At 63.7% G+C, this 22,509-nt stretch carries 22 protein-coding genes; 9 read left to right on the forward strand and 13 right to left on the reverse strand.

Annotated elements, in window-relative coordinates:
• Positions 1 to 125 precede the first annotated feature (125 nt).
• Positions 126 to 2,429 (forward strand): TonB-dependent receptor, encoded by a 2,304-nt coding sequence (locus NCR93_RS19670; protein WP_175982320.1) that lies wholly within the window; start codon positions 126 to 128, stop codon positions 2,427 to 2,429.
• 236 nt (positions 2,430 to 2,665) lie between these two features.
• Here NCR93_RS19670 and NCR93_RS19675 read toward each other — a convergent pair whose 3' ends face one another.
• From NCR93_RS19675 to NCR93_RS19685, 3 genes are all read right to left on the reverse strand, one after another.
• Positions 2,666 to 3,736 (reverse strand): beta-propeller fold lactonase family protein, encoded by a 1,071-nt coding sequence (locus tag NCR93_RS19675; protein ID WP_033535973.1) that lies wholly within the window; start codon positions 3,734 to 3,736, stop codon positions 2,666 to 2,668.
• A 172-nt stretch (positions 3,737 to 3,908) separates the two neighbouring features.
• Entirely contained in the window at positions 3,909 to 4,436 is a 528-nt protein-coding gene (locus tag NCR93_RS19680; protein ID WP_239295350.1) for a DUF3280 domain-containing protein, read from the reverse strand.
• A gap of 53 nt (positions 4,437 to 4,489) precedes the next feature.
• Positions 4,490 to 6,685 (reverse strand): SulP family inorganic anion transporter, encoded by a 2,196-nt coding sequence (locus tag NCR93_RS19685; protein WP_175982386.1) that lies wholly within the window; start codon positions 6,683 to 6,685, stop codon positions 4,490 to 4,492.
• Between the two features lie 245 nt (positions 6,686 to 6,930).
• Between NCR93_RS19685 and NCR93_RS19690 the strand changes: the two genes are divergently transcribed.
• From NCR93_RS19690 to NCR93_RS19700, 3 genes are all read left to right on the forward strand, one after another.
• The gene (locus NCR93_RS19690) at positions 6,931 to 7,254 is read left to right on the forward strand and encodes a hypothetical protein (protein ID WP_175982322.1); all 324 of its coding nucleotides are present in this window, start codon (positions 6,931 to 6,933) and stop codon (positions 7,252 to 7,254) included.
• Positions 7,255 to 7,265: 11 nt separating this feature from the next.
• Positions 7,266 to 7,637 (forward strand): VOC family protein, encoded by a 372-nt coding sequence (locus tag NCR93_RS19695; protein WP_250457980.1) that lies wholly within the window; start codon positions 7,266 to 7,268, stop codon positions 7,635 to 7,637.
• A 341-nt stretch (positions 7,638 to 7,978) separates the two neighbouring features.
• Positions 7,979 to 8,227 carry a hypothetical protein gene (locus tag NCR93_RS19700; protein WP_008354307.1) on the forward strand — a complete coding sequence of 83 codons (249 nt, stop codon included), beginning with the start codon at positions 7,979 to 7,981 and terminating at the stop codon, positions 8,225 to 8,227.
• A gap of 6 nt (positions 8,228 to 8,233) precedes the next feature.
• On the opposite strand, the gene NCR93_RS19705 is transcribed toward NCR93_RS19700, so the two are convergent.
• On the reverse strand, positions 8,234 to 8,827 hold the full coding sequence (locus tag NCR93_RS19705; protein ID WP_175982324.1) for a J domain-containing protein: 594 nt from the start codon (positions 8,825 to 8,827) through the stop codon (positions 8,234 to 8,236).
• A gap of 88 nt (positions 8,828 to 8,915) precedes the next feature.
• Entirely contained in the window at positions 8,916 to 9,236 is a 321-nt protein-coding gene (locus NCR93_RS19710) for a hypothetical protein (protein WP_239295348.1), read from the reverse strand.
• A gap of 104 nt (positions 9,237 to 9,340) precedes the next feature.
• On the opposite strand from NCR93_RS19710, the gene NCR93_RS19715 reads away from it, so the two are divergent.
• The 3 genes from NCR93_RS19715 (at position 9,341) to NCR93_RS19725 (ending at position 12,097) form a co-directional block, all read left to right on the forward strand.
• Positions 9,341 to 9,889, forward strand: coding sequence for a phosphonate degradation HD-domain oxygenase (locus NCR93_RS19715; protein WP_175982326.1), 549 nt, complete (start codon positions 9,341 to 9,343; stop codon positions 9,887 to 9,889).
• A gap of 117 nt (positions 9,890 to 10,006) precedes the next feature.
• Complete coding sequence (locus NCR93_RS19720) at positions 10,007 to 11,416, forward strand: DHA2 family efflux MFS transporter permease subunit (RefSeq protein WP_033535971.1); 1,410 nt, start codon at positions 10,007 to 10,009, stop codon at positions 11,414 to 11,416.
• Positions 11,417 to 11,521: 105 nt separating this feature from the next.
• Positions 11,522 to 12,097 carry a transglycosylase SLT domain-containing protein gene (locus tag NCR93_RS19725; RefSeq protein WP_008354302.1) on the forward strand — a complete coding sequence of 192 codons (576 nt, stop codon included), beginning with the start codon at positions 11,522 to 11,524 and terminating at the stop codon, positions 12,095 to 12,097.
• Between the two features lie 91 nt (positions 12,098 to 12,188).
• Here the strand turns inward: NCR93_RS19725 and NCR93_RS19730 are convergent, their stop codons facing one another.
• The gene (locus NCR93_RS19730; RefSeq protein WP_175982327.1) at positions 12,189 to 12,539 is read right to left on the reverse strand and encodes a hypothetical protein; all 351 of its coding nucleotides are present in this window, start codon (positions 12,537 to 12,539) and stop codon (positions 12,189 to 12,191) included.
• Between the two features lie 111 nt (positions 12,540 to 12,650).
• Entirely contained in the window at positions 12,651 to 12,968 is a 318-nt protein-coding gene (locus NCR93_RS19735) for a hypothetical protein (RefSeq protein WP_175982328.1), read from the reverse strand.
• Between the two features lie 151 nt (positions 12,969 to 13,119).
• Between NCR93_RS19735 and NCR93_RS19740 the strand changes: the two genes are divergently transcribed.
• Positions 13,120 to 13,827, forward strand: a complete 708-nt coding sequence (locus NCR93_RS19740) for a hypothetical protein (protein ID WP_239295346.1) — start codon at positions 13,120 to 13,122, stop codon at positions 13,825 to 13,827.
• Between the two features lie 205 nt (positions 13,828 to 14,032).
• Here NCR93_RS19740 and rarD read toward each other — a convergent pair whose 3' ends face one another.
• Positions 14,033 to 15,010, reverse strand: coding sequence for an EamA family transporter RarD (gene rarD / locus NCR93_RS19745; RefSeq protein WP_175982329.1), 978 nt, complete (start codon positions 15,008 to 15,010; stop codon positions 14,033 to 14,035).
• Between the two features lie 374 nt (positions 15,011 to 15,384).
• On the opposite strand from rarD, the gene egtD reads away from it, so the two are divergent.
• Positions 15,385 to 16,353, forward strand: coding sequence for an L-histidine N(alpha)-methyltransferase (gene egtD, locus NCR93_RS19750; protein ID WP_033535963.1), 969 nt, complete (start codon positions 15,385 to 15,387; stop codon positions 16,351 to 16,353).
• On the opposite strand, the gene NCR93_RS19755 is transcribed toward egtD, so the two are convergent.
• The 5 genes from NCR93_RS19755 to NCR93_RS19775 are packed head-to-tail and all read right to left on the reverse strand — an operon-like array spanning position 16,350 to position 22,444.
• Positions 16,350 to 16,646, reverse strand: coding sequence for an acylphosphatase (locus NCR93_RS19755; RefSeq protein ID WP_008354295.1), 297 nt, complete (start codon positions 16,644 to 16,646; stop codon positions 16,350 to 16,352). The genes egtD and NCR93_RS19755 overlap by 4 nt on opposite strands.
• 48 nt (positions 16,647 to 16,694) lie before the next feature.
• Positions 16,695 to 17,834: a hybrid sensor histidine kinase/response regulator gene (locus NCR93_RS19760; RefSeq protein WP_175982330.1), complete on the reverse strand. Its 1,140-nt coding sequence runs from the start codon at positions 17,832 to 17,834 to the stop codon at positions 16,695 to 16,697.
• Positions 17,835 to 17,856: 22 nt separating this feature from the next.
• Complete coding sequence (locus NCR93_RS19765) at positions 17,857 to 18,453, reverse strand: chemotaxis protein CheB (protein ID WP_175982331.1); 597 nt, start codon at positions 18,451 to 18,453, stop codon at positions 17,857 to 17,859.
• 2 nt (positions 18,454 to 18,455) lie between these two features.
• Positions 18,456 to 19,301: a CheR family methyltransferase gene (locus NCR93_RS19770; protein WP_008354292.1), complete on the reverse strand. Its 846-nt coding sequence runs from the start codon at positions 19,299 to 19,301 to the stop codon at positions 18,456 to 18,458.
• Positions 19,298 to 22,444: a response regulator gene (locus NCR93_RS19775; RefSeq protein WP_241814289.1), complete on the reverse strand. Its 3,147-nt coding sequence runs from the start codon at positions 22,442 to 22,444 to the stop codon at positions 19,298 to 19,300. Before NCR93_RS19775 ends, NCR93_RS19770 begins: the two co-directional genes overlap by 4 nt.
• Between the last annotated feature and the right edge of the window lie 65 nt (positions 22,445 to 22,509).

Consider the following 22,509-nt stretch of genomic DNA (forward strand, 5'->3'; position numbering starts at 1 on the left):
GCAATTGGGAACGCTTCCCTGCGCGATCGGGAAAAGCTCCCGGTCCACGCGCGCTGTCTTATGCGACGCTTTCATCGAAAGAAACACGCTCGGCGCGTGAATCGAAATATAAAGAGGAGACGATGATGAAGAGCATGCCGCGCCTGCGCGCGCCCGCGCATCCGTTCAAACCCCGAGCGGGGCTGCGGCTCGTCTTCGGCGGCGCGTTCGCGAGCATCACTGTGGCGGCATGGGCGCAGACGCCGCCAGCCGATACGACGCCGACAACCGAACTGCCTTCGATCGTCGTCGTCGGGACCACGCCGCTCGTCGGCGTCGGCACGCCGCTGGAGAAAGTGCCCGCGAACGTGCAAACGATCAAGGGCAGCGAGATCCAGGTGCAGCATTCGCCGACCGTCACGAACTATCTGGAGAAGAACGTCGCGAGCGTCGATACCAACGACGCGCAAGGCAATCCGTGGCAGACCGACATCAACTATCGCGGCTTCACTGCGTCGCCGCTGCTCGGCACGCCGCAGGGCTTGTCGGTGTTCATGGACGGCGTACGCATCAACGAGCCGTTCGGCGATGTCGTCAACTGGGATCTGATTCCGCAGGCCGCGATCCAGACGATGCAGATCATCCCCGGGTCGAATCCGACGTTCGGCCTGAACACGCTCGGCGGCGCGGTCGCGGTAACGACGAAGAACGGGCGCAGCAATCCGGGCGGCAACGTCGATGTCGGCTTCGGTTCGTTCGGACGCAAGTATGCGCAGATCGAGCAAGGCGGCGCGATCGGCGATCATCTCGACTATTACTTCACCGCGAACGTCACGAACGACAACGGCTGGGCCGATCACAACGCGAGCAAGCTGCGCCAGGCGTTCGGCAAGATCCGCTATACCGACGCCGACACGACGGTCTCCGTTTCGATGGGCGGCGCGGACAACACGCTGAACGGCTCGCAGACGATTCCGCGCTCGTTCATGGACAACTTCCGTCAGGCGTACACGTTTCCCGACACGAACGAGAATCAGGTCGGCTATCTGACGATCAACGCCGAGCACTACATCACGCCGAACGTGCAGTTGAGCGGCAACGCGTACTATCGCCACTATCGCAACAAGAACGTGAGTTCGAACGTCAACGACGATTTCGATCCGGACGGCGACGATGCCGACGAACTCACGCAAGCCTTCAACGACCAGTCGGTGATCGTGACGGACAGCTACGGCGCGAGCCTGCAACTCACCTTGCTCAACAGGCTCTTCGATCACGACAATCAATTGATCGTCGGCGCGGCGGGCGACTTCGCCAATTCGCATTTCACGCAGGCCGAGCAGCCGGCCGCATTCGAAGACAACCGCGCGACGATCGCCACGGGTCCGTTCGCACCGACGACCGACGCGAAGACGCACAACTCGAATCTCGGCATCTACTTCGAGAATACGTTCTCGTTCAACGAACAATGGTCGATGACGCTCGCCGGACGCTACAACTGGGCGAAGGCGACCATCGGCGACGAGAGCGGCGTGCAGCCGCTGCTCGACGGGAATCACACGTTCTCGCGCTTCAACCCGGCCGTGGGCTTCAACTGGAATCCGACGCCGAACTTCACCGCCTACGCGACGTACAACGAAGGCATGCGCTCCCCGACCGCAATCGAACTCGCGTGCGCGGACCCCGCCGCGCCGTGCTCGTTGCCCAATGACTTCATCGCGGACCCGGATCTTAAGCCGGTGATCTCGAAGACGTTCGAAGTCGGCGCGCGCGGGCGTCTCGGCAGTCATACGCAGTGGAGCGCCGCGGCCTACAGCACGACGCTCGACGACGACATCCAGTTCGTCAGCGCGCAAGGCGCGGGCAGCACGCTCGGCTATTTTCAGAACGTCGGCAAGACGCGACGGCAAGGTTTCGAACTCGCGGGCCGCACGCAATGGGGACCGGTGGGCATCGCGGCGAGTTATAGCTATGTGAACGCGACGTATCGATCGACGTGGACGGAAAGCAGCGCGAGCAATTCGAGCGCGGACGCCGATGGCAACATCACCGTGCATTCGGGCGACCGCATTCCGGGCATTCCGGCGAATACGGTGAAGATGCGCATCGACTACAACCCGTTTGCGCACTGGAACATCGGCACGAATCTCACGTATCGCAGCAATATCTTCGCGCGTGGCGACGAAAACAATCAGGACGTCAACGGCAGCGTCGCGGGCTATTTCCTGATCGATCTCGACACGACCTACAACGTGACCAAACAGTTGCAGGTCTATGCGACCGTGAAGAACCTGCTCAACAAGCGCTATGCGAACTTCGCGATTCTCGGCGAGAACTTCTTCGACGGGCCGAATCACACGTTCAACAACGGCGCGACGGTGAACGAGCAGTTTCTCGGCGTCGGTGCGCCGCGTGGCGTGTGGGTGGGGATGCGGTATGCGTGGAAGTGATATGACGTGATAGCGCGGCTCAATCCTGATACGACTTCCACGGAATGCCGCGCGCGTTGATGCCTTCCCAAAGCGAAGCCTGACAGCGAAGCCTGTCTTCCTCGCTGCGCGGATGCGTCCTGTCCCTCGCGCGCATTCGTCGTGATCGACGTTGCAATATGCGCAATGCCACGGCGCACGAATGGAAGTGGCCGCGCAATGCGGCCATTTCACACTCGGCAACGCCTCCTTGCCGCTCAACGCCCGACGATCGACCCCGCGCTCGGCGGATAAGTGACGATGCCCCACGCCAGCGGCAGATCGCCGATCTGCTTGACTTCCTTGTAGTCCGATCCGTCGAGCACGTACACCGCGTTCGAACGTCCGCAGGCCAGCAGCAGCTTCGAGCCGTCGGGCGTGAAGCTGAAGTGCCAGCAGCGCTGACCGACAGGCACATCCTTCCTATGCTCGTAGGTCGAGCCGTCGAACACTTGCAAGGTCTTGTCGCGCGATGCCGCGATCAGCAAGCGCTTGCCGGAAGGATCGAACGAAACGCCATACGGGCCCGTCTTCGTATCGACGGTCTTCACGGTCTTCAGGCTTTTGCCATCGAGCACGACGAACTTGTTCGCGTTCTCCAGCGTGACGACATACTGCTTGCCATCCGGCGACACCTTGATGCCGCGCGGACGCGAACCCTTGTCGAGGTTCACCGTGCGGACCGGCTTGCCCGTCCCGACGCGATACACCGACACCGTATCGTCGCCCTCGTTCGTCACGAGGATCAGCTTGCCGTCCGGCGAGAACTCGACGCCTTCGGTCTCGTGCCCGCTCTTGACCGTATGCGTGATCTTCATGGTCTTCAGATCGACGATGGCGATCTCGGCGGGCGGCGAATTCGCGTCGTCGTCGTCCTTCTCCGGCTGGCCCGGTTTCGGCGGGCCGCCGCTTTCACCCGGCTCGTACGTCACATACGCATAGCCGCCGAACACGCGCACGAACTCGGGATTCTTGCCGATCTTCGCGCGCCGCGTGACCTTGCCCGTCGACGTATCGATCTCCGAGAGATCGCTCGTCGCCTTGTTCGCCACGTAAAGACGCGTGCCTTCCTTGTTGAGCGACAGCCCGCGCGGGCCGTCCTTGCCGACATCCCAGGTCGTCGCGAGCGCGAGCGTGTCGAGATCGATCACGCCGACGCCGGCGTTTTCGGTCGTCACGTAGGCGGTCGGCGCGGCGGCATGGGCGACGTTCGCCGCCAATGCAAACGCAAGCGATGTCGCGATCGCCGACGCGCAGGCGATGCGCGCCGCCTTGAATCTGACTTGCATGGTCGTCTCCAGCGGTTTCGATACCGATTGTTCGAGTTCGTGAGCGCACGCGCGCAGCACGGCACGGCGCGCGTGCCGGCAGCCTCAACTTAGCCCAATCGGCGCAGCCGAGGCAACGGCATCGGCCGGGAGAAATTCCCGAATTCCGCTGGACTTTTCGCGTGGCGCCAATCTAGCGCGTCGCGGATGGATCGCTTGCAAGGAGATCGACGAGCGCCTTCGCGCCGCGCTTCCACGACAGGTCGGTGTTGCCGCGTATGTCGACGGAGCGTTGAAAGAGCATCGCGCCGCTGTTCGCGTCTTCGACGCGCAGGTTCATGTTGAGGATGAGATTGCTGATCTTCTGCACCCAGCACACGCCGACGCGCGATGTACCGAGTTCCTTCGCCACACGCAGTTCGCAGCCGTTGCACGCGTTCATGTCCTGCGTGCTTTTCAGCGTCGCGATGAGATCGCTGGCCTTCGCATTGTCGGCGACGCGAAAGAGCGCGCGCTCGCGCAAGTCGTCGCGAAACGCGCCGCTCACCATCGCGAGGCGCGCGCTCTGAATGCGGTCGATTTCGGCGTCGTTGTAGGCGGCGTTATCGTCGATGAGGGTGCAGTCGAGCATCGCGATCGATTGCGGCGCGCTCTGGGCAAGCGCGCTCGTCATGACGATGGCGAGCGCAAGCGCGCGCATCGCGCGGACAGTGTGTGTCATGTTGAAGGCCCCGGCGTTGTGCTTCCCGGCAAAAGCAGATCGCATGCCTGTCATCACGACGCCGCGCGCAACGCTTCATCGGCGATGGCGAGCCGCGACGCCATCATCTTCACGACGAAGCGATGCCACTCCTGCGCGGTCAATGGATCGTCCCGCTCGATCTTGCGCAGCGCCGCGAGCGTGAGACGGCGCAGGCGCGCCGGTTCGTCGGCGACGACATCCGCGCTGCGTGGCGCATGCGTGTACACGGCCATCTCGCCGATGATCGTGCCCGGACCGAACGAGCGCAGCCGCACCGAACGGCCATCGGCGAGCGGCAGCGACACGGTCACGCGCCCTTCTTCGACGATGTAAAGCGCATCGCCCGCATCGCCTCGACGAAAGAGCGCCTCGCCCGCGCCGATATTGCATACGTCTAGGAACGCGGCCAGTCCCTGCAGCGCGCGCTCGCTGAAATGCGGCGCGAGCATCGCGCGGAAATCGCCGGCCGGCGCGCGCGGTTCGAGCGTGCGCGTCGTCGTGGCGAGCTGCTGCGCTTCGATCCATTCGAGGCCGGCGTCGAGCGTGTCGAACTCGTGGATGCCGAGCGAAAGCGCGCCCGTGCGCCCTAGCAGCGCGCGCGAGTTGCGCGGCAGAGCGGTCAGCACGAGATCCGCGCCGATCGCCGCGCACGCCTGACGCAGCTTCACGAATGCGAGCGACACGGACGCGTCCATGCCGTTGGTCCACGCGAAATCGAGCACGACATAGCGCACCGGACGCGGACCATGCGAGCGAATGCGCTCGCGGATGCGCTGCAACATCGAATTCGCGGAGCCGAAGAAAAGAAACCCTTGCAGGCAGACGCCGCAGATCTGATCGCCGCGATCGATCAGCAAGCGCGTTTCCTCGATGCTGCGCTCGACATTCGATGTGCGCGTGCGGCCGTCGAACTCCATGCGAACGCATCCCGCTCGACCATAGAGCAGCGCGAAGGTCACGCACGCCGCGACCACGCCCGCGACGACGCCCGCGATGACGCCATAGAACGCGATCACCGCGAGGATCAGCGGCACGAGCAGATACTCGTGCCACGTCAGCTTGCGATATGCGCCGACGAGCCAGTCCATCATCAGACGCAAGCCCATGTAGATCTGCATGCCGACGAGCACGGGCACCGGAAAGAGCGACACGAGATCGGGCGATGCGATCAGCAGGAAGAGGCACGCGAGCGCGGCGAACACGCCCGCCGCGCGGCTCGTCGCGCCGGCGCGCGCGTTGAGCATCGAGCGGTTATACGACTGATAGCCGACCATGCCGCCGAAAAGACCGCTCGCGATATTCGCGAGACCGGCCGCGCGCATCTCGCGATTGAGGTCGATGTCCTGGCCGGTGGCCGCGCCTATCGCCGTCGAATTCATGATGATCGTGATCGCCGACACCGACGTGACGATGAGCGTCTCGGGCAAGTGCGCGACGATCGCGTGCCAGTCGATCTCGCCGCGCGCGAGCGACGACGGCAGATGCAACTCGGGAATGTGCAGCGCATGCGCCGGCACATGCTGAAGCAGGAGGCCCATGTCGCGCGCATCGTCGGGCGAGATGCCGGCGACGCGCAACAGCACGTAGAAGAGCGCGATGCCGATAGCAAGCGTGATCGGCAATGCGGCCGCGTGACGCCAGGTGCGCGCGAGAATCGTCGCGAGTGCGCCGACGAAAAGCGCGGGCGCCCATGCAAGCCAGTGCAGTTGCGCGAGCTTAGGCAACGTGTGCCAATCGAGCGTGACGCCGGTCAGCACGCGAAACGCGCCCGCGATCAGAAGATAGCCGGTGCCCGCGAGAAACCCGCCCATCACCGGATAGGGAAGGAATTGCAGCGAACGGCTGCGTTTCGATGAACCGATCGCGAAGAGAATGAGGCCCGTCACGAGCGAGCACAGCGCGATGGCGACGAGCACCGTCAGCAGGATGACCGTGGGCGTGCCGCCGTTCGCGCGCACGCTGCTCGCGACGCCCGCCGCGACGCCGACGAGAAACGCCGTCGCGTTGCTGTCCGGCCCGCCTATGTTCATACGCATCGAGCTCGTCACCGCGATGACGAACGCGGTCACGATGCAGCTTACGAGCGCGGTGGGCACGCCGAGTTCGGCATAGCGCGCGAGATCGGCGCTGAAGATGAGCGTGCCGAGGCTCATCGCGTAGCACAGCATCATCAGCGTGGACACGGTGCCCGCGGTGATGTCGCCGACGAGCGCGGTCATGCGCGGCATCGCGCGGGCAAGGACAGTACGATGTGTCGTGGCTGGCTTCACCGCGCCTCCCGGATCGGGACAACGGCAGACGTATCCGCTTCAAGCAAGTGCGCCGGAAAGTATCCGCCGCGCGCGAAGACGCTGTCAATTTCCCGCGCCACACATACGCATTTCTTCTGACGCGAATGCGCTTCGCGGTGGCTTCATCGCGCCAACAGGAGTAACGTTGAATCGCGAGCGAACACTACACCAAGGAGGCGGTCATGCCTGACGATCCCGCTCAATGGCACGTTTTCGACTACGAAGGTTTCGAGATCCACGTGCAGCCGCAACTGAAGCCCACGCCCGAACATGCGCCGCCGAGCACGATGGAGCGCTACGTGTATGTCGGATATGTGTGCAGGCCCGGCGCGAACGCGAACACGCCGGGCGAAGCGGTGCACTTCCATGCCGACGGCGACGACGCCTACACGCGCGCGCAGGACGCGGTGGACGATGCGCGGCATATCGGCAAGAGCATCGTCGATGGCACGCATCCGGATCTTTCGGTGCTGCCGCTCGTGTCGCATCAGCATCATCCGGGATGACGAACGACAGCATGGAAGAATCAAGCGACGAGGCACGCGTCGAAAGCCTGAGCGCGATCACGCTCGCGACGAACGACATGCCGCGCGCCGTGCGCTTCTATGAGGCGCTCGGTTTTCGCATCGTCCACGGCGGCGCGAACGAGGCCTTTACTTCGTTCGCGCTCGGCAGTTCGTTTCTCAATCTGACCAGCGAGACGCACGACCCGATTCGTTTCTGGGGCCGCGTCATCATCCATGTGTCCGATGTGGACCCGTTCTATCGGAAAGCAGTGGCACACGGCCTCGAGCCGCAATTCGCGCCACGCGATGCGCCCTGGAACGAGCGCTATTTCCATCTCACCGATCCGGACGGCCACGAACTCAGCTTCGCGCGCCCGCTCTGATTCGCACGACTCAGGCACGACGTTCGCTTTGAAACCAGTGACGGGTAACGTACGAATCGGCCATTTCATATGACCGATCGCGCACATACCCTCGCATCGCGTTGCAAGACGATGAGTTCAACAGCGCTACGCATCTTTCATCAACGGGCACGGCGAAAGACGCGTTCAAGCTCGCTGTTGCTATTTCGCCAAAACGGGCACGGCTCAGGATTTGAAGCGTAGAGTTCAAGTGCTTTGTCAAGAATGTGATGCGTCGCGGCAGGGGTTTCACTGATAGGGCTTCAATCATCGGCGTGTTCGGCCGTTATCCCTAACATGAAAGCCGCGTGCTGGAGACTGAAATGAAATGCGCGAACGAGCAGTCCCTTCGTTATCAGGTAGAAAAATGGCTCGCGCCGGGCAGCATGCCGGTGCATGTGAGGCAGTTCAGCCGCACGCGTGCCGACAGGCGGCGCTATGTATGCGTCGAGGCGTTGCACGGCGCGGTGTCGCGAGCGCTGTTCTTCTTCCGCCACGATGACGGGCACTGGTGCGTGTATCCGCCCGCACCGAAGCAAAGCAACATGCGCGGCGAAAGACTCGCGGCCTGAGGCGGTTCAGAAACGCAGGTTGTTGAGGAACTGGAACCACATCGCGCCGAGCGGATTCGACGCGTCGGCAGCCGCCGGTTCCTTCTCTTCTTTCTTCGCCGCGACCGGTTCTTCTTCGCGCTCTTTCTCTTTCGATTCTTCCCTCTCCTGACGCGATTCGTGCAGCGCGATCGCGCTGTCCGCGATCTGACGCGCGGTCGACTCGTCGCATTGCGCGCCGAGCAGCACGCCGAACACGACGTCACGATTATGGCCTTTCGATGCAAAGCGCATCGCGAGCGATACGCGCTGCGCATAGAGCGCCTCGCGGGCTTCACGCTCCTTCGTTTCGCGCGCTTCGCGTTCGGCTTCTTCCTGCCGCACGCGCTCTTCCCAGCGGCGCATCTCTTCCGTGTAGATGCGGTCGTAGACCTCGCGTTGCGCGGGGTCGGAGAGAATCGCGTAGGCTTCCTTGATCTCGAGGAACTTCGCGCGGGCGACGTCTTCGTTGCCCACGTTGCGATCCGGGTGGCAACGCATCGCGGCCTTGCGATACGCGCGTTTGATTTCTTCTTCGGTGGCGTGCTCGTCCACGCCGAGCGTTTCGTATAACGTTGCCATCTTGCGTTCGGTGGATGCGGGTCGTCGAGCATCCTAACACGCGAAAAACGGGGTCCTTTCGCGCGATGCGGCATTGCAACACGAACGGCTAGCGGCCCGTGATCGCGCGTGCGGCCATGGCGCCTAACGAATCGAAGATGGCGCGCGCGGGCTTCAGATAGCGCGCGATATGCAGCCGTATGTTCACCACGCCCGCCACGAAGATAAGAAGCGTGATGAGCAGATAGTCGCGCCGCTCCGGTACGAGGTGATAACGCGTATGCAGCAGCACGAACACGATCCACACGAACGCCGGCGCATGCAGCGTCCAATGACGCTGCGCGAAATGCCACGCGATGCGGCGCACATCGCGTCGTGAAGCGCGATCGAGGCCTGCGAGTTCGGGGCGTCGGCGGAAAGAGAAAGGCATGAGGTTCAACGCACGCTTTGCGTGCGCCATCATCGCGTCATAAAGCCTTGCGAGAATCGCGCGTCATTTCGCTCCAAGCATACCCGCCCGACCCTTTCCTTACGATGGCGCTTTCACTCGACGACATCCGTCATCTCTTCGATGAACACGGTTCAATCGCCTATAGCGGCGAGCCGGTCACGCAATTGCAGCACGCGCTGCAAAGCGCGACGCTCGCCGAGCAGGCGGGCGCGAGCCGCGAGCTGATCGTCGCGGCCTTGCTGCACGATCTCGGGCACCTGCTGAATCCGCAAGGCGAGACACCGAGCGAACGCGGCATCGACGATCTGCATCAGTACTTCGCGCTGCCGTTTCTGCGTCCGCTGTTTTCCGACGCCGTGCTCGAACCGATTCGCCTGCACGTCGATGCAAAACGCTGCCTTTGTGCGATCGATGCGTCGTATCACGCGCGGCTGTCGGCGGATTCGTTGCGCAGCCTCCAATTGCAAGGCGGCATATTCGACGATGAAACCGTGCAGGCCTTTCTCGCGAAGCCCTACGCGCGCGATGCCATCGCGCTGCGCCGATGGGACGATGAAGCGAAGGACGCGCGGCGCGTTACGCCCGCGCTGCCGCATTTCATGGAAATCGTGGCGAGCGTCGCGCTGAGTTAGGCGTCGCTGCATCGAAGAACGCACGTTCGCGTATCGCGCTAGACTGTGCGCCATGCGTCCATTCCCATTCGAAAGCGCCTTGCAACAAGCCTTCAGCGCGCATACGAGCGCCGCATCGTGAAAGGCGGCAACTTCCGCATCACCGCCGCCGTCGTCGCTTCGGCGCTCTTCATGCAAAACATGGACGGCACGATCGTCGCGACCGCCATCCCGGCGATGGCCCGCGATCTGAACGTCGACGCCGTTCATCTGTCCAGCGCGATCACCGCCTATCTCGTTGCGCTGACCGTCTTCATTCCCGCGAGCGGCTGGGTCGCCGACCGTTTCGGCGCGCGCCGCGTGTTCATGTGGGCGATCGCGACGTTCACGCTCGCGTCCGTTGCGTGCGCCGCGGCGATGAACCTGCCGCAACTGCTCGCCGCGCGCGTTGTGCAGGGCCTCGGCGGCGCGATGATGGTGCCTGTCGGCCGTCTGATCCTGTTTCGCGGCGTCAAACGCGAGGAACTGCTGCAAGCGACGACATGGCTCACGATGCCCGCGCTCGTCGGTCCGTTGCTCGGCCCGCCGCTCGGCGGCTTTCTCACCGACGCGCTCTCGTGGCGCAGCATCTTCTGGGTCAACGTGCCGGTCGGCGTCGCCGGTCTCTTTCTCACCTGGAAGTTATTGCCGCCTTCGCCGCCCGAAGAACGCACGCCGCCCGATCTGCGCGGCATGCTGATGTCGGGCGCGTCGCTGAGTCTGTTCATGATCGGCATCGAGAGCGCGGGGCGCGGCGTGCTGCCGGCCGGCGTGCCATGGATTTGCGTCGCCGTCGGCCTGCTGCTCTTTCGCGCGACCGTGCTGCATTGCCGGCGCGCGCCGAATCCGGCCATCGACTTTTCGTTGCTTTCGATCCCCACGTTCCACGCCGCGACGGTCGCGGGCAGCCTGTTTCGCGCCGGCGCGGGCGCGCTGCCCTTTCTCGTGCCGCTGACGCTACAGACGGGCTTCGGCTACAGCGCGACGGCGAGCGGCCTCGTCACGTTCGCGAGCGCGCTCGGCTCGTTCTGCATGCGCCCGATGACGGCGCTCGCGCTGCGGCGCTTCTCCGTGCGGACGGTTTTATGCGCGGGCAGCGTCGTGTTCGCGGCCGTGCTGCTCGTCTGCTCGACGATGTCGCAGGCCTGGCCCGCCGCCGCGATCTTCCTGCTCCTGCTGCTCGGCGGACTCGGCCGGTCGCTGAGTTTCGCGACGATGGGCGCGCTCGCCTTCGCCGATGTGCCCAAGCCGCGCCTCGCCGCCGCGACCTCGTTCCAGGGCACCGCGCAACAGTTGATGAAGGCGGTCGGCGTGACGGTCGCCGCCGGCACGATTCAGGCGACGATGCTCGTTTCCGGCAGCGCGCATACCGAGCGCTGGCAACTGGCGTGCGGTTTCATCGTGACGGCGCTGGTCGTCCTGGCCTCGCTTCCGATGTTCGCGCGTCTCTCGGACGATGCGGGCGAAGGCATATCGGCGCCGGCTTCCAAGCGTGCCGAACGCACGTAATTCCTTCCGATCCGCGAAACAAAACATCAGATTTAAGACAAGTACATGATCCACAAGGCTTTTTTATGTGGCTATAATGCGATTCCGCTTTGATCTGTCCATCCGATGCGTCGTGTACTTGTCATCTTTGCCGCCCTTGCCCTCTCGCTGAACGGCGCGCCTGCCGCCCACGCACAGGACAATCCGCTCGCCGCCAGCAATCCGGTCGCGCAGTCCGCCGTCGCGCAAGACCCGAAGGCCGAGCAGGCAAGTCACAAGATTTCGGAAATGCTCACGCGCAAATTCGGCGTGGCGCGCCAAAAGGCGGAAACCATCGCTACGGCGGTCATGTCGTCCGCGTCGAAATATTCGCTGCCTCCGGCGCTTTTGCTCGCCATCATCTCGATCGAATCGCGCTTCAAGGAAACCGCCCGAGGGCCGAACAATGCAACGGGCCTCATGCAAGTGGTGCCGTCGGCGCACAAGAAACTGGTGCGCAACGTCGATCTGACGGATCCGGAAGACAACATCGAGACGGGCTCTGCCATCCTGCACGGGTATGTGAAGTCCGCTCAGGGCGATGTCGATGCCGCGCTGAAAAGCTACGGCGGTTCGCGCGCCTACGCCGAGAAGGTCAGCGTGCGCGCAAAGGCGTTCGAACCGGCCGCATCCGTCGATGCGGCGTCGGCGAGCGCTCAATAAGCTTTAATCTCGCGCGCCGCCGCCAGGCGGATGCCGCAACACGTCCCGATGACGTCGCGGCGATCGCACCCGACTGCGCGCCGGCCTCGCTTCAATAAGCCTTTTTGGTGCCACTGCCGTCGGACTTCATGCCGCCCGAATTCATGTTGCCGTTGTTCGGCGCACTGCGTTGCACCGTGCCCTGATCCTGGCTCATGCCGTTGGTCGCGTCGTTGCCCATGCCGCTCTTCGCGCCGGTGCCGGTCGTGCCATCCGCCGAGCCGCCCATTCCCGTTCCGCCCATACCGACGCCGCCGCCCTTGCCGCCCGCAGCTGAACCTGCGCCGGCCGAACCGTTGCCGCCTGCGCCCATCGAACCGCCGCCGCCCGCTTGCGCATAGACGCCGCCCGATAAACCGAGTACCAGCGCGGAAATCACCAACTTCTTCGTAGTCGCGTTCATTGCAAGTCTCCCGAGTTTGCGTATCGGTCGTCGCGTATGTCGTGCAACGACCGTGTCCGCATTAGCGCAAGGCACGTGCCGCGAGTCTCATCGCGTCAGACGATCAGAGGATCAGTAGCCGCACGGCACGTACGCATTGCGATAGTTGTCGTAGCAGTAGCCAGGCGGCTGCGTCGGCTGCGCATAAACAGGCTGTGCGTAGGCGGGCTCCGCATACGCGGGTTGCTGATAGACGGGTTGCGCGTAAGCCGGTTGAGCATTGGCGACCGATGTGACCAGCGCACCGAGCACCGCTCCGCCGATCAGCGCGCCGACGATCGCACCGCCATCGCCGCCGTGGCCGCGGCCACCGCCGTGTCCGTGCGCCGAGGCTTCGCCCGCCATCGTCAGACTACCGATCATCAACAAGACAAGTGCTGTGCGTTTCATGAGCTTCTCCATTTCCCGTTTGGCCGGGTTCGTGGAAGTCATCTTAAGCAGACAGCTAAGAAATAACTGCATTACTTGGTAACCGCGCATTTCAACGATTACAAATAGGCTGATTCGTTCGGATTCCCAATCGTTAAAACCACAGTTACAAATGGAAGCGAATTCGCTACGACGTAACAGCTTTTTCAGCCGGTTCGGTAATGCAGATGCTCGCGCCCAAGCAATCCCGCCGCTTTTACCGCATGCCGTTTCATTTGCTCGCCACTGGTTACTGTTTGTCACCAGAAGAACGTCAACTGGATCGAAGCACGCGGCGTTTTCATCGTCAGCGCGGCGCACTGCGCGCCACGCGTCCTCGAATAAAAGATCAAGGGAGTTTCAAACCATGAAGAAGATCGTCGCTGCTCTCGCATCCGCCATGCTGGTCTCCACCGTATTCGCGCAAACCGCCGCCACCGACGCCGGCAAAGCGCAACTGAAGGCGAACAACGAAAAGGCCGAGGCGCAGGCGAGCGCCAACAAGAAGAAGGCCGAAGCACAGCACGACGCCGCCAAGGCGCAGGCATCGGCGAACGAGGACAAGGCATCGGCGCAAGCCGACGCCAACAAGGAAGCCGCGAAGGTAGCGCAGGCGACCACGCCGGAACAGGCTTCCGACGCTCGCGGTGATGCCGCCAAGGCACAGGCGAAAGCCGACAAGAAAAAGCACGCTGCACAAAGCAAGGCCGACAAGAAAAAGCAGGACGCAGCGAAGGATGCCAACGTGGCACAAGCGAAGGCCGACAAGGAAAAAGTCGAAGCACAAAACGACGCGAACAAGTCGGCCGCCGATGCGAAGGTCGACGCGGCGAAGAAGTAAGGGAGGCGAGCGTCCCTCGCATTGCGCATCGGGCATTGCATATCAACAAACCGGTGCGTTCGATTCAGGCGAGCCTTCGGGCTCGCCTTTTTACTTGCCTATGTTCTCGGATCAGCGCGGCACGCGTTTCGATGGCGTCGTGTTCGGGCTCGACCTCATGCGCGATCCGCACGACGCCCCCATCGAAACGCACGGGGCGCGCTGATCAATCCACGCGCTCGATTTCATCCGCGACGGTTTCATGCTCGACGCTCGCGTGATGCTCGCTCATCGGCATCGGCGATACCTTTTTGCGCGAGCGCATCAGAAGACGCGCGCTATGCACGCCCGTCAGCACGACAGCGATCCAGATCGGCACATAAGTCCCGAGCTGGCGCGCTGAAAACGGCTCGCCGAGCAGCAGCACCGCCACGCCGACGAGCAGCACCGGTTCCACATAGCCAAGAATGCCGAATAGCGCGAGCGGCAGATGACGGCTCGCGCGCAGATACGACGCGAGCGCGATCGTGCTCAATGCGCCGCGTCCGGGAAGCAGCACGAGCCACAGATGCGGCGCGCCCGCGACCTCCGTGAACGCGCCGCGCGCGAACAGCATGAGCGCGGCGACGGGCGACATCAGCATGATCTCCACCGCGAACGACACGAGCGGGTCCGCGTTGAGCCGTCGACGCAACATGAAGTACGGCGGATAACCGAGCATCACGACGAGCGTCGGCCATGCGAACGCATGCGTGGCGATGAGCTCATGCGCAACGCCGACGGTCGCCGCCGCGACGCCTGCCCACTGGAATCCATCGAGCCGCTCGCCGTAGTGAAAGCGTCCGAGCAGCACCATCGCGAGGGGAAGCAGGAAATAGCCGAGCGATACTTCGAGCGCGCGCCCGTGCAGCGGCGCCCAGAGAAAGATCCACAATTGCAGGCCGAGCAGCGCGGCCGTGATCGCGAACATCAGCAGCAGTCGCGGCGTTTTGGCGAGCCTCGCGACGAGCGCGCATAATTGCGGCCAGCGCTTTCTCACCGCGACCAGCGCGAGCGCGCCCGGCAATGTCCACACGATACGCCACGCGAAGATGTCGAGGCCGTCGAGCGGCGCGAGCCATTTCGTGTAGCCCGACATGAGCGCGAAGAGCGCGGAAGCCGCGACGGACAGCGCGATGCCGCGCGCGAGGTCATGCTGATTCATCGGGAAGTCGCTGCGCGTTGAAGGTGAATGCAAGCCGGACACAACGTGAACTGCGCATTCTAAACGCCGCGAGCGCTTTGTTTTCGGAACGCGCTTCAAAGAAAACTGCCGCGCGCGCCCGCTTTTTGCTTCCTTCATGCTTCGCATTCGGCATGAACTCTGCCGCGTGAACATTGTCTCTTGCGGTTGTCTTTTGCCGGTCATGTTGATCGGCGACCCTTGTCGGTCCGGCGCGTTCAGCCGGCCTGTCCCTCAGTCCGAGCGGCACACCGCGCGATCATCCGCCGCTCACGTCGAAGCATCCGCTGCAACAACGCGCCGTGCCATCGTTTCCCGGTGGCACGCGAAGAAAACGCCGCATCGATGGAGACGTCATGACTCAAGCTGCCCTTTCCCCCCGCTTCAACAATGCCTTCGCAGAGGCTGTGCACACAGGACTCAGCAAGCGTCCGCAGAAAGAACTGCCGTCGATGTATCTGTATGACGAAGTGGGTTCGGCCCTCTTCGAAGTGATCACCGCGCTGCCCGAGTACGGCGTGACGCGCGCTGAAGAGCGCGTGCTGAAGGACCACGCGACGGATATCGTCGCGGCGATGCCCGGCGACATTCAGGTCGCGGAACTCGGCAGCGGCAGCGGCCGCAAGACGCGCCGCATCCTGGAAGCGCTGTGTAAGAAGCAGCCGACCGCCTATCATCCGATTGAAATTTCGCGCACCGCATTGCAGTTGTGCCGGCGCGAACTGAGCGATATCGAGCGCGTGTCGATTGTCGGACATGAACGCGACTACCTCGCCGGACTCTCCGAAGTCAGCGCCAAGCGCAAGGACGGCGAAAGACTGCTCGTGCTGTTTCTCGGCAGCACCATCGGCAATTTCGCGCGGCTTGCGGCGACGAAGTTCCTGTGCTCGATTCGCGGCATGCTGCAGCCTGGCGACGCGCTTCTGCTCGGCACCGATCTCATCAAGCCGCTGCCGGTGTTGATCGCCGCGTACGACGATCCGATCGGCGTGACGGCCGCGTTCAACCTGAACATGCTCGCGCGCATCAATCGCGAACTGGGCGGCGACTTTCCGATCGACGCCTTCGAGCACGTCGCGCGCTTCAATCCGGATGCGCGCAGCGTCGAGATGCATTTGCGTGCGAAGCGCGCGCTTTCCGTACGCGTGCGCGGCGCGGATCTGCGCGTGGACTTCCGCGAAGGCGAAACGATCTGGACGGAAAGCAGCCACAAATATGCGGCCGATGAAGTCGCGCCCATCGCCGCCGATGCGGGCTTCGAATGCACGCATCAGTGGCGCGACGAGGAATGGCAGTTCGCGGAGAGCCTGCTGGTCGCGCGTTAGTGCTGCTCGAAGCGCTCGTAGCGTTTCTCGATGTGGCGCTCCTCGCTGTGAAACTCGGTGACGCGGGCATGCGGCGGCCCGCGTCGCAGCCATTCGAGCATCAGATCGACCTGATTGGCCGCGCCCTGCACGACCGCTTCGACGGAGCCGTCATCAAGATTGGCGACCCAGCCGCGCACGCCCAGCGCATGCGCCTTGCGCACCGTGTGATGCCTGAAACCGACGCCCTGCACGACGCCGCGCACACGCACGTAATAGGTTTCGATTCTCGTATCCAGATCCGGGCCCGGCATCGCGCTCACTCCTTTCCAGTGTTCATAGGCGCATTGTAGACACGCGCTTCAACTCAGGCGAAAGGGCTGCGCCATGTCGGCGTGTTCGCCCGAGCGCGGATGCGGCACGCGCGGCAACCTCACTTCGAACACCGTGCCCGTTTCGGACGTCGAGCGCACGGATACGTCGCCGCCATGCATCTGCGCGATTTCACGCGTGATGTAAAGCCCGAGCCCGAGGCCGCTCGACTCGTTCTGACGCCGGCCCGATCGATACGGCGCGAAGATCGTCGGCAGAACGTCCGCGGGAATCTCGCCGGCGTTTTGCACCGCGATGGTGATGTCCTCGGCGTTGCCGTCGAGGCGCACTTGAATCGCCGAGCCTTCGTGGCCGTGCTGCAGCGCGTTGCCGATGAGATTCGAGAACACCTGCGACAGCAGATCGCCGTCGCCCTGCAACAGCGTGTCGCCCTGACGCAGCACGAAGATGCGCCCCTTGCCGACGCGCGCCTCGTATTCATCGACGATATTCTTCGCGAGCGTCATCAACTCGACGGCGCGCGGCTGCAGCGTCACGCGCCCGCCACGCAGACGCGCAAGGTTCAGCAACTGATCCACCATCCGCACCATGCGCATGCCGCTCGACTTGATGCGCGTGCCGATGTTCGCCACGTTCTCGTCCTGCACGAAACGCGCGAGATATTCCGCCGACGCGATGACCGCGGAAAGCGGCGTGCGCAGATCGTGACCGAGCACGGCCATCAGCATTTCGTTCGCATCGAGCAGTTGCTGCACGGTCGCGAGCTGCGTCGCGAGTTGCTGCTTCTGACGCTCCATCTGAATGAAGACATCGACCTTCGAATTGAGGATGCGCGAATCGAAGGGCTTGTAGAGAAAATCCACCGCGCCCGCTTCATAGCCGCGAAACGTGCGGCTCGCGTCCTGCGCCGTCGCCGTGAGAAAGATGATCGGCACGTGCGCGGTGCGCGGGCTGCCGCGCATCAGTTCGGCGAGCTCGAAGCCGTCCATGCCCGGCATGTTGACGTCGAGGATCGCGAGCGCGACTTCGTGCTTGAGCAGCAGCTCCAGCGCGGCGGGGCCCGACTCGGCCTTCAGCACCGACAGATCCGGCCGCGCGAGCGACGCTTCGAGCGCGGTGATGTTGTTGCGAATGTCATCGACGATCAGCACGTGGATGGGTTGCGTCATCTGGTGACTCCTTGCCTTCTTTTCATGGCTGCCGGCCGATGCATTGCGACAGCCGCAACGCCATTTCATCGAGCGTCAGTACTTCATTCACCGCGTCCTCAGCGATCGCCGCGAGCGGCATCGCCGGGGCCGAGGCCGTCTCCGGGTTCTGCGCCCAGCACGCGCCGCCCGCCTCGCGGATCGCGCGCGCGCCGCGGGCGCCGTCGTCGTTCGCGCCGGAGAGCACGATGCCGAGCAGACGTTCGCCATACGCATGCGCCGCCGATTCGAACAGCACGTCCACCGATGGCCGCGAGAAGCGCACCGGCGGATCGACCGACAGCGCGATCGCCGGCGCCGCGCCGCCTTCCGCCTCGACGAGCATGTGATATCCCGGCGGCGCGAAATACACGGTGCCGGGCGCGATCTCGTCCTTGTCGAACGGCTCTTCGACGGCCAGTTCGCAGCGCGACGCGAACAATCCCGGCAAGAGGCTCGGCTGTCCTTGCCGCACATGCACGACGATCAGCACGGGCAGCACGAACGTCTTCGGCAGCGCGGGCAACAGATGACTGAGCGCCTCGACGCCGCCCGCCGATGCGCCGATCACGACTGCTCCGATGCGATGCGCGTCGAACATCGTCACACCTTCTGGTAAAGCCGCTCGCGCGCATTGAAATCCGCGAAGCGGTCTGCATAGGTGGAAAAGCGCAGGCTTTCCTTGCTGCCGAGCCCGAGAAATCCGCGCCGCACGAGCGAATCGCTGAACAGACCGAGCGCGCGATCCTGCAACGCGCGATCGAAATAGATCAGCACATTGCGGCACGACACGAGATGCGCTTCGAGAAACACGCTGTCGGTCGCGAGACTGTGATCCGCGAACACGACGCGCGACTTGAGCGTCTGCGAGAACTTCGCCGCGCCGTACGCGGCGTGATAGTAGTCCGACAGCGAACGCTTGCCGCCCGCCGCCAGATAGTTCTGACTGAAGCTCGCCATGCGTTCCAGCGGATAGATGCCGCTCTCGGCCTGACGCAGCGCTTCGGCGTTGATGTCGGTCGCGTAGAACACGGTGCGATCCGCGATCTTCTCTTCGGCGAAGAGCACGGCGAGCGACCACAATTCCTCGCCGGTGCTGCATCCCGCGACCCAGACCTTGATCGACGGATACGTCTGCAGAATCGGCACGACCTGCTCGCGAATCGCGCGAAAGTAGTGCGGATCGCGGAACATCTCGCTCACCTGCACCGTGAGGTACTGGAACAGCCGCGCGAACAGCGCCGGATCGCGCAGAATGCGCTCCTGCAAATGCGAGAGCGTCGGCAGGCCGAGATCGTTCACGGCTTGCGCGAGGCGTCTTCTCAGCGAACTCATCGAGTAATGCCGGAAGTCGTGCTGATAGCGCAGGTAGATCGCTTCCAGAATCAGCTTCAGTTCGATGTCGAACGTCGCTTCTTCGTCGTGACTGCCGTCGTTCGCCATGTTCATCGCTGCCGCAACCAAACCCGACATAAAGACACGAGCTTATCCACGTCGATGGGTTTCGATATGTAATCGTCCGCACCTGCCTCGAGACATTTCTCGCGATCGCTCGGCATCGCTTTCGCCGTCAGCGCGATGATCGGCAGACGCGCGTGCTCCGTGCGCTTGCGGATTTCGGTCATCGCGGTCAGGCCGTCCATTTCGGGCATCATGATGTCCATCAGCACGAGGTCGATATCGCTGCGGCGCGCGAGCGCTTCGAGCGCTTCGCGTCCGTTGCGCGCGATTTCGAGCGTGGCGCCGAGCGGCTCGATCACGCGCGACAGCGCGAAGATGTTGCGCACGTCGTCTTCGGCGAGCAGGATCGTGCGGCCTTCGAACACGTCGTCGCGCTGACGCGCCGCGCGCAGCATGCGCTGCTGCTCCGGCGGCAGCGCGCTTTCCACGCTATGCAGGAACAGCGTCACTTCGTCGAGCAGACGCTCCGGCGATTTCGCTCCCTTGATGATGATCGATTTCGAATAGCGGCGCAGGCGCTGCTCTTCTTCCTGCGACAGCAGGCGTCCCGTATAGACGATGACCGGCGGCGACGCGTGCCCGCCGCTCGTCGACACGAGTTCGAGCAGTTCGTAACCGGAGCCGTCGGGCAGCGCGAGATCCATCACGACGCAATCGAACGGCACGCGCTGCATCTCCTCGATGGCCTCCGCGATCGATCCTGCCTCGACGATGCCCACCGTGTCGCTCGCGAGCAGCGCGTGAATGCTCTGACGCAACGCCGGATCGTCCTCGACGACGAGCACGCGGCGCATGCCCTGCGACGAGCGCGCTTCGAGCTTGCGGATCGCGTGCGCCAGTTCTTCGCGCGCGCTCGGCTTCAGCGTGTAGCCGATCGCGCCGAGATGCAGCGCGACATCGGCGTGATCGGTCGCGGAGACGATGTGAATCGGAATGTGACGCGTGAGCGGATCGTGCTTGAGCCATTCGAGCACGGTGAGGCCCGACTGATCCGGCAGACCGATATCGAGCAGAATGCCGTTCGGCTGCAGCGAACGCGCGAGCTCGACGCCTTGCGTGGCGGTCGCCGCGTGCACGCAGTCGAAATCGAGTTCGTGCGCGAGATCGTAGAGGATGCGCGCGAACGGCTGATCGTCCTCGATGACGAGAATCACGCGATCCGGACGCTTGCGGTCGGCGCGGTCGTCGGCGATGCCGAGCGGCTCCGGACTGACCATGGGCGCCGGCATCGGCTGTACCGGCGCAGGCGCAGGCGCTGGCGCAGGCGCGGGCGCGGGCGCGGCCATGGGCTGCGCTTCCCGCATGTGACCGATCGTATCGAGCTTCGCGGTGACGGTGCCTTCGTGCGCCGCGATCGGCAGCGTCACCGAAAACACGCTGCCCTGCCCAAGTTCGCTCGACACGGACACCGATCCGCCGAGCAGTCGCGAAAACTCGCGCGAAATCGACAATCCGAGGCCGCTGCCGCCGTATTTGCGGCTCGTGGTGCCGTCGGCTTGCTGGAACGCCTGGAAGATCATCTCTTGCTTGTCGCGCGCGATGCCGATGCCCGTGTCGCGCACATCGAAACGCAGCGCGTTGTCGCCGGCGCGCTCGACCGCGACCGTCACGCGGCCGCGCTCGGTGAACTTGAATGCGTTCGACAGCAGATTGCGCAGCACCTGCAAGAGCCGCTGGCTGTCGGTGACGAAGTATTGCGGCACGTTCTCGCCGTGCGCGGTGACGAATTCGACGCCCTTGTTCGCCGCGATGGGCGCGAACGATTGCTGCAACGTCTGCAGGATCGCATCGACGGATGTGTGCGCGAACTGCACGTCCATCTGTCCGGCCTCGACCTTGGACAAATCGAGAATGTCGTTGATGAGCGAAAGCAGATCGCTGTTCGACGAATGGATCGTCGCGGCGAAGCGCACCTGTTCCTCGGTCAGGTTGCCTTGCTTGTTGTCCTGCAAGAGTTTCGCGAGGATCAGCGAACTGTTGAGCGGCGTGCGCAGTTCGTGCGACATGTTCGCGAGAAACTCCGACTTGTACTGGCTCGCGCGCTCCATTTCCAGCGCGTTCGCGGTCAGTTCCTGCTGCGCCTGCATCAGCTCGGACTTTTGCCGCTCCAGATGTTGCGTGTGCTCTTCGAGCTGCACGTTGGTCTGTTCGAGCTCGGCCTGCTGCTGTTCGAGACGCGCCTGCGAATCCTGCAGCGCGCGGCCGCGCTCCTCCAGTTCCTCGTTCGACACGCGCAACTCTTCCTGCTGGACCTGCAATTCCTCGCTCTGGCGCTGCGTTTCTTCGAGCAGTTCGACGAGACGCGCGCGATACCGCGACGAACGCAGCGCCATGCCGATCGGTTCCGAGGCCATGTCGAGCAGCGCGCGGGTATCGTCGAAACGGCCTTCGTTGCCGACGAAGCCGAGTTCGATCGCGCCCACGACGTCGCCATCGGCGAGAAGCGGCGCGATCACGACGCGCGACGCCGCCGCCGATCCCAGCGCCGAACCGGCCTTCAGATAGTGCGCGGACGCGTCGCGCAATTCGAGCACGCGCGCCTCTTCGACTGCCTGTCCGACGAGTCCCTGGCCGCGCGGTATCCTCGCTGGCGCGCTGGCATCGTCCGGCAGCGCCCACGACGCGACCCGCACGAGCGCATCGCCTTCGAGCGCGTAGACGACGCCGACTTTTGCATTCACGTACGGAATGATCGAACGCAGGATGCTCACGCCGATCGAAGCCGGAGACTGCTCGCCGCGCAATTTCTGCGCGAGTTGCACGATGCCCTGTTGCAGCCAGGTCGTGCGTTGTACGGCGAGCCGCGATTTGATATACAGATGCGCCACCGCTGCGAGCGCGAGCATGACGACGATGCCCATTGCGCGGTTGATCTGCAGCACGTCGCGGCTCGTGTTCGGATCGGTGGCGGCGAGTGCGTATCCTGCGAGCGTCAGCACGGTCGAGACGCCCGCCGTGACGATCGGCACGGCGGGGCGGTCGGCCCAGACGCAGAGCACGACGGGCAGCACGTAGAACACCCAGATCGCGATGCGGATCGGCGTGAGCACGTCGATGCAGAACACCACGGCGAGCGTGATTGCGATTGCGAGGTAAATCCAGGCGCTTAGGTTTCGAGTGTCTTGAGGCATCGCTTACCGGTTGTGTCCATGTTTTGCGCGGTCCTCGCGGCCGCGGCAGGCGAGGACCATAGCAT

Source organism: Caballeronia sp. ATUFL_F1_KS39 (assembly GCF_023630985.1).
GTDB classification, from domain to species: domain Bacteria; phylum Pseudomonadota; class Gammaproteobacteria; order Burkholderiales; family Burkholderiaceae; genus Caballeronia; species Caballeronia zhejiangensis.